Annotated in this window: 3 protein-coding genes; 1 reads left to right on the top strand and 2 read right to left on the bottom strand. The window is 61.1% G+C overall.

What is annotated here, in order from left to right:
• Positions 1-135: 135 nt before the first annotated feature.
• Positions 136-1,356 carry an aspartate aminotransferase family protein gene (locus QMX91_RS26695; RefSeq protein ID WP_097085830.1) on the bottom strand — a complete coding sequence of 407 codons (1,221 nt, stop codon included), beginning with the start codon at positions 1,354-1,356 and terminating at the stop codon, positions 136-138.
• Positions 1,357-1,666: 310 nt separating this feature from the next.
• Here QMX91_RS26695 and QMX91_RS26690 point away from each other — a divergent pair, with 310 nt between their 5' ends.
• A complete protein-coding gene (locus QMX91_RS26690; RefSeq protein WP_282413628.1) occupies positions 1,667-6,712 on the top strand; it encodes a DUF6543 domain-containing protein in 5,046 nt (1,681 codons plus the stop codon).
• A gap of 26 nt (positions 6,713-6,738) precedes the next feature.
• Here the strand turns inward: QMX91_RS26690 and argR are convergent, their stop codons facing one another.
• Positions 6,739-7,731, bottom strand: a complete 993-nt coding sequence (gene argR, locus QMX91_RS26685) for a transcriptional regulator ArgR (RefSeq protein ID WP_027612635.1) — start codon at positions 7,729-7,731, stop codon at positions 6,739-6,741.
• Between the last annotated feature and the right edge of the window lie 134 nt (positions 7,732-7,865).

Genomic DNA, 7,865 nt, shown 5'->3' with positions numbered 1-7,865 from the left:
CGCGAATGCGGTGTGTCAGTCGCCATCTACGCTGACTGATACACCGCATTCGCGAGCAAGCCCGCTCCCACATTTGATATTGCCCGGTATCAAAATTGGGTTCGACGCCCGAATCCTCAGGCGCCGAAGGGTCTATCAGGCTTGCGTCAGTGCTGCTGCGGCGCGTTCGAAGCGGTCCAGACCGGCATCGATATCGGCGTCTTCCACCACCAGGCTCGGGGCGAAACGGATCACGTCCGGGCCGGCCTGCAGAATCATCAGGCCTTCTTTTTCAGCGGCGTTGAAGATGTCCTTGGCCTTGCCTTTCCAGGCGTCGCTCAGCACACAACCGATCAACAGACCGAGGCCACGCACCTGAGTGAACAGGCCGTACTTCTCGCCGATCTGCTGCAGGCGGGTCTTGAATTTGTCGTGCTTGGCGTTGACGCCGCTCAGCACCTCAGGGGTGTTGATCACGTCGATCACTGCCTCGGCAACGGCGCACGCCAGCGGGTTGCCGCCGTAGGTGGTGCCGTGGGTGCCGACGACCAGATGTTTGGCCAGCGCTTCAGTGGTCAGCATCGCGGCGATCGGGAAACCACCGCCCAGGCTCTTGGCGCTGGTCAGGATGTCCGGGGTTACGCCGTAATGCTGATAGGCGAACAGGTGGCCGGTACGGCCCATGCCGGTCTGCACTTCGTCGAACACCAGCAGCGCGTTGTGCGCGTCGCACAGTTCGCGGGCACCTTGCAGGTAAGCCAGTTCGGCCGGCAGTACACCGCCCTCGCCCTGGATAGGTTCGAGCACGACCGCACAGGTCTTGTCGGACACCGCCGCTTTCAGCGCGGCCAGATCGTTGTAAGGAACGTGGGTGATGCCGGTGATTTTCGGACCGAAACCGTCGGAGTACTTCGACTGGCCACCGACGTTGACGGTGAACAGGGTACGACCGTGGAAGCTGTTGAGCGCGGCGATGATCTCGTACTTCTCGCTGCCGAAACGGTCGAACGCCACGCGACGGGCCAGCTTGAACGCGGCCTCGTTGGCTTCGGCGCCCGAGTTGCAGAAGAACACGCGCTCGGCGAACGTGGCGTCGATCAGCTTGTGCGCCAGGCGCAGGGCCGGCTCATTGGTGAACACGTTAGACACGTGCCACAGCTTGTTCGCCTGCTCGGTCAAGGCACCGACCAGCGCCGGATGCGCGTGGCCCAATACGTTTACGGCAATCCCGCCGGCGAAGTCGATCAGCTCGCGACCGCTCTGGTCCCAGACGCGGGAACCGGCGCCACGCACCGGAATGAAAGCGGCAGGCGCGTAGTTGGGAACCATTACCTGGTCGAAATCGGCGCGTTGTACCGCAGCGTGCTCAACGGACATCGGAGTCTCCTGAAGAGGAACACCCGCCTGAAACTGGCGAGCGATGGGGGGATTGTAAGGACAGTTTTCAGCCCGGCCTTGCCGCCAAGCGACAACTTCTTATAGCGCAAACCCCGGATTTTCCCGGGTTTACGGCAATGCGACATATAGCGTCGCAAAGGCGCAGTTTAAACTGCACGCCGCCATTTGCGCAGACGTACCGGGGATCTTAATCAAGAGAGTTTTGTGGTGTGCGGTATATATGTACCGCACATCGAATCAATGGCCGGTGTTTGCTAGGGACCTTTCTCCAGGCAAACGGCCTCACCCCATGATTCAAGAAACCACACCCGCCCTCGCGACACTGCCCGACCCGCTGCTGCTACCCCGGCAGGACGCACACTATCAACCGCTGCTCCAGGCCATCCCGACATGGCTGATTCAGGCTGCGGCACACAAACGCGCGGCATTGAAACGGGCCAGTCCGCTACTGCCCGCCAACCTCAAACAGGCATCACGCACCGAGCATGCAAAACTGCGCGCACTGAATGCCGCGCACTGGACCGCACACAACCGCGTCGAACGAAGCCTTGCCCGGTTGCAGGACGCCAAAGCGTTCGCCGAACCGCTGCTGCGCGCCGAACTGGCAAAGCGCTTTGGCTTGAATCTGGATGTCCGGCAGACTTTCCTGCGCCTGTACCTGCCCGACCATGTTCCGTGGCTGCGCATCAAATCCGGCGCCGCACGCACCTGGACTGTCTCGCTGCTGGACGCCGCGCTGCACAATTTTGAAAGCAGCGAGACCAGCGCTGACGCCTTTGAGTCCGCCTCGGGTTATGTCAGTCAGCCCTCACCTGACGGCCAGTTCAGCGTATTGCCGAACATCCTCAAGGCGATGCCGATCCCTGCCTTCACCCGCCTGTGTCGCGAGCTGGATATCGGCCGCCGCTATAACACTTATCTGCAAGACAATTTGGGCGTCAGCAATCCGCTGGTCGCAGCCGTGCTGCAACCACAGGTTTGCACGAGTGACAAAGCCGCCCTGGTCGCCGCCCTGCAAATGGCCTACATGCAAAAGCTGCTGGGGGCCGATGTCCATCGCCTGATCCTCGGGCTGCTCGATGGCTTGCAGCATTTACGCCTCAATCGTCAGGCGTGGCATTGCCATGCGCTGACGATGATGAAAGTCAGCCTCACCGGCATCGTACTGTTCGCGCCGAATCTTGAAGCTGCAAACGCAACAGCGAGAGTCGTGGTTTACATTCCCGATGACCCGCAACACCCAGTCAAGGAATACGCCAGTTCCGCTGCCTTCGCTGAGGAGCTGGCGCAACGCCTGCGCGATCCGGACTATCAGGTCTTCTTCAGCCGTTTTATCGACCACGCCGAGCGCGGCGCTTTCTTCGGTCAGTTGCGGGCCTTGCTCAGCCCCGTCACCTGGCAACCCGTACCGGCCGGCGATCCACGCCCCACCTGGCGCGAGCATCCGGCCGTGCGGCCTTTTATGCAGATCGTCGCGACCCCGATCCGGGGTGAGCTGTGGGCTTACCTCTACCAGCGCAAGCTCGACAAAATGCTCAACGATGCCCGCGTCATCGCCGTCTCGACGGCCATGGTCGATCGCAAGGCGCGCTGGGCACTCTGGGATTCCTTCACGGACATCGCACAGTCGTTGCTCAACCTCGTCGCGTTCGTCGCCTTGCCATTCGTGCCATTTCTCGGCGAGCTGATGCTTGCCTACACGGCCTACCAACTGCTCGACGAGACGTTCGAAAGCATCGTCGACTGGGCCGAAGGACAACCCCGCGAAGCGTTCGCGCATTTGATCGGCGTCGTGGAGTCCATGGTGCAGGTCGGCACTTTCGCCGCCGGCGGCGCTATCGCCGTCAGCGAGTTTCGCGCGCTGTTGCCTGCCGATGTCGTCCAGTTCATCGACCGCTTCATTCCGGTGAAAACGGCCAATGGCAAGACCCGCTACTGGAAACCCGACCTGCGCCCTTACGAGTGGCCCGGCACGCTGCCCAAAGACATCCGAACCGATGCACTGGGCCTGCAAACCCACCAGGGCAAGAGCCTGCTGGCTCTGGAAGACAAGTTGTATGCCGTCAGCCTTGACCCCGAAACGGGCGCCCATCGCATCGACCATCCGACGCGCCCCGAGGCTTACAAACCCGCACTCAGGCACAACACCGCAGGCGCCTGGCAAACCGAAATTGACCAGCCACTGGCTTGGGATCGCGCCACCGTGCTGAGCCGCAGCAGTACGCAGATGCAGCGCCTTCCCGCCGCTCTGCGGGAGCGCCTGCTGAATATCAGTGGCTGCGAGGAAAACACCCTGCGCCAGATGCACGTCGAGCGCGATCAATTGCCACCCTTACTCAGTGACACGCTGCAGCGCTGGCAGATCGATCAGGACATTCAATTGTTCATTGAACAGATCGGCAGCCCGCATGCCGAGGATTACCTCAAGGCTGACCCGTCCACCCAACTGCAACTGCTTTTCGACAACGGCGACTGGCCTGCCGACCGAGGCCTGCAACTGATCGATCGTCAGGGCAGAACCCTGTGGCGCAGCCCCGTCGCCGACGTGCCCTTCATACAAATCGAGGGCTCACGACTGGACGATGGCGACCTGCTCAAGACCTGTCTGCAACGCCTGACAGAATCGCAACGAAGGCGGCTATTGAGCGAAGCCCTGCATACGCCCGCACCCTCGGCCGAGGCCCGCGCAACTAGCCTGCGGCGCAGCGTCGCCGAGCTGGCACAGCGCAAACGCCAAAGCCTGTTCGAGGATCGATATCGTCAGTTACAGCGCGGCGCCAGCCCGTTGGTACAGGTACTGATGGATGCCGAACCCGGCCTGCCGAAGGCGTTGGCGCAATCGATACTGGAAACGGCAAGTGATGCTGAATACCTGCAATTACAGCGTGGAACACTCTCCGCAAGACTGGTGGTTCTGACCCAGGAAACGGTTCTGCAAGTGCGCGTAATCCGAGCCTTTGAAGGGCTGGAGCTGCAAGCGACAGTCAATAATCTGGATACGGATCGGCTGGCCCTCCACTCGCTGCCACGCTTGCCGGGCTGGTCGCCGTCGATACGAATGGAGCTCAGGCACTACAGCCATAGCGGGCAACTGATCGACAGCCTCGGCGCGCAGGACGCGCTCATTCGCAAGGTGCTGGTACTGACCGAACAGGGCGACTATCAGCCGTTCGACGCTACCGGTGAGTCACTCAGCGCGCCGGGTTCACTGTATTCAAGCCTGCTGCATGCCCTGCCCGATGTAGAACGTTCGGCGCTGAACATCCACATCACGCAGGACCTGCAGCTCAAGCAGCTGATTCGTGACCACGCGCTCGACCGTCAAGCGTTGCTGAACCTGCTGTCGCAAAATCCGATTCGCAAACCCGCTTACGACCCCACCGTGATGCGCCTGCGTGGCGGTACCAGTGGCTATCGGCGCATGCCTACCAATACGCCGACGCTGCACGCCCATGCCCACTGGCTGCTGCCGCACTTGCTGCCCGAGGAACTCAATGCATTCGTCGAGCGCCTGCAACGCCATCCGAACGGCCCGCGAGCGGAGCTGAGCCGCTTGATCACTGAACGCAACCGCCTCGACGCGGTGCTGAGTCCGTGGACTGAGGGTATTCCCCTCGTTCATCCGCAGTCCGGCGCCCGCCTCACCACCGAGCAATATGCGATCCAGCGTCATCGCCGACGGCAGATGCGGGTCGACATCCTGGACTGCTGGAAGCAGCAGGTTTCCTTGCCGGAGAACACCGAGCTGACCATCGATCTGCGGCTGTCACAGTCAATCATCGGAGAGCTGCCACAACTTGAGGTGAACTTCAGTCACGTGGACTACCTGACCATCGAGGGGATCGGCAGCACTCAGGGTATACACGGTTTTCTAAACTGCTTCACCGGCTTGCGTCGCCTGGCGCTGCGCAATTTCCAGCTGGGCAACCTGCCGGAGTCGATCAGCCGTTCGCCACAACTGCGCGAGCTGATTCTCAGCGACTGCAGCATCACCCTGACAGCCGAGAGCCAAACCACACTGGCGGCGTTGACTCAGCTGAGAACCCTGGACCTGTTCAGGAACCCGCTCGGACTCACCCCCAATGTCGAAAAAATGCCCCGACTCAATTACATCGATGTGTCGGAGACCGGCATTTCCGAACTGCCACCCGGCCTGCTCACGCGCCCGCTATTGCGCACTGCGCTGCTCAACGACAACCAGATCCGGTCGTTGTCTCCCGCCCTTTTCGAGCTGCCCAACAACGTTCCGGAAGGCTTCGATCTGAGTGGCAATCCGATTGCCAGCGCAGACCGGGAGCGCATCAAACGCCATTTCAACGACACCCGCCAGGACTTCGGCGTAATGGCCGAACAGGCTGATCTGCTGCGCGTACAGGCGCTGTACACACACATGGATCTGGAACAGGCCAGTGAATTTTTCTATCTGCTACCCGGCACCCTGGTCGAGGGTCGAATCGAACTTGCACGGCTTGAGCGTGAATACAGCGACTTGAGTAGCAACCTCGCCAACTGGGCGACCGACCATCCTGCCTTGCACCCGATCAGTGGCGAGCCCTTCACGATTGAGCAAGTGCTGAACGAGCACGCCGCACGTCACGAATTCAAATCGCTCATTGAACAGTGCTGGCGCCGGGAAACCGAGCAAGACGAACCGGATGAGAACCTCCAGCCACTGCATGACTTGAACCTGGCGACGATCATCCGCGGCGACTTGCCTGTACTCAATGCCGATTTCAGCCATGTCACGCATCTGTACCTCAGAAGCCTGCCGGGCCAGACGTTTGGAATCGACAGGTTTGTCGAGACGTTTGCCAGCCTCAGAGGACTGACGATTTATCAATATCGGCTTGAACACATTCCGCCGGCGGTGTTTCGCATGGCCAAGCTGACCTATTTGTCGCTTTCACACTGCGAGTTGACGCTCACGCCGCAAAACGCCCTTGAGCTTGCGCAAATGGAGCGCCTCGATCACCTGGACTTGAGTGACAACCCGTTGGGCGAGACCCCGGATGTCAGCCAGATGACTAATCTGCAAACGCTGATGCTGGACAACAGCGGCATCACCAGCCTGCCGCCGGGCTTGCTGCAACTCGAACACCTGGAAATCGCCGACCTGAGCGACAACGCGATCACCCAGGTTCCCAGCGATATCCTGGAGTTGCCAGAAGAGCGTGCGGACAAATTCAGCCTGCGGAGCAATCCGCTCTCTGAGCTGAGCCTGCAACGGCTGATCGCCTACTTCAAAAAGCACCGCATCGATTTTGGCGTGGAAGCCGTCATCGAACGGGCGGAAATGGAGGTGTCCACGTCTGAAGATTCAGGGGTCGATGAGTGACGCTCCGCGGGTTCTGCCGGGGTGCGTCAACCGCGCTCCGGCGGCACTGACGACAGTTCGAACGGACTGCTGCTGCGCCGCTGGTTGCGATCTTCGCGCGGCGTGGCGCCGAAGAAGTTGCGGTAGGCGCTGGAGAAATGCGGCCCGGAGGAGAAACCGCAGGACAGGCCGATCTGGATGATCGACTTGCTGGTTTGCATCAACATCTGCCGGGCCTTGTTCAGGCGCAACTCCAGGTAGTACTGGCTCGGCACGCGGTTGAGGTATTGCTTGAAGATCCGCTCCAGCTGTCGACGGGACACGCACACGTGCTGGGCGATTTCGTCGGTGGTCAGCGGCTCTTCGATGTTGGCTTCCATCAGCAACACCGCTTGGGTGAGCTTCGGATGGCTGGAACCGAGGCGGTTCTGCAGTGGAATGCGCTGGCGTTCACCGCCCTCGCGGATGCGCTCGACCACCAGTTCTTCGGACACCGCACCGGCCAGTTCTGCCCCATGATCACGGGCCAGCACCGCCAGCAACAGGTCGAGTACCGACATGCCGCCACACGCGGTCAGGCGATCGCGATCCCAGTCGAACAGGTGACTGGTGGCGATGACTTTCGGGAAGCGCTCGGCGAAATCGTCCTGCCAGCGCCAGTGCACAGCCGCGCGGTAGCCGTCGAGCAGACCGAGCTGCGCCAACGGATAGACACCGGCCGACAGACCACCGATCACGCAACCGGCACGCACCAGTTGCTTGAGCGCGCTGCTGAGGGCCGGGGCCAGAGTGGTCGGTGGCTCGTCGGCGAGCAAAAAGAGTTTCTGGAAGTTTTCCAGCTTGCCGGTCCACGCCTCGCCGGGCAGTTGCCACGCCCCCTCGGCCGCAACGTCTGTCACGGTTTCGGCCTGGAGGAACGACAGTTCGTAAACCACCTCCGGATGCACCCGCTGAGCAACACGCAAGGCCTCCTCCGCCAGCGCCAGCGTCAAAGCTTTAGTGCTGGGCCAAATCAGGAAACCAATTCGATGGGCAGTCATGGGCGGGCAATCCGAAACGAAGAACGGTGATGAAGGCATGGGCCAATGCTAGCCCGTAATCGAAGCTGTCGCAGGTCCATTGTGGGAGCGGGCTTGCTCGCGAAGGCGGTGGTTCAGGCAGCAATGATGTTGAC

Origin of the sequence: Pseudomonas sp. PS01299 (genome assembly GCF_029960145.1) — a bacterium.
GTDB lineage: Bacteria > Pseudomonadota > Gammaproteobacteria > Pseudomonadales > Pseudomonadaceae > Aquipseudomonas > Aquipseudomonas putida_A.
Note: the sequence above shows the minus strand (reverse complement) of the source record. Positions and strands in the feature narration are given on the sequence as shown.

What these genes read in the sequence shown, in the direction of transcription:
- QMX91_RS26695 (WP_097085830.1), bottom strand. Translation starts at nt 1,356, where the DNA reads ATGTCCGTTGAGCACGCTGCGGTACAACGCGCCGATTTCGACCAGGTA.
- QMX91_RS26690 (WP_282413628.1), top strand. Translation starts at nt 1,667, where the DNA reads ATGATTCAAGAAACCACACCCGCCCTCGCGACACTGCCCGACCCGCTG.
- argR (WP_027612635.1), bottom strand. Translation starts at nt 7,731, where the DNA reads ATGACTGCCCATCGAATTGGTTTCCTGATTTGGCCCAGCACTAAAGCT.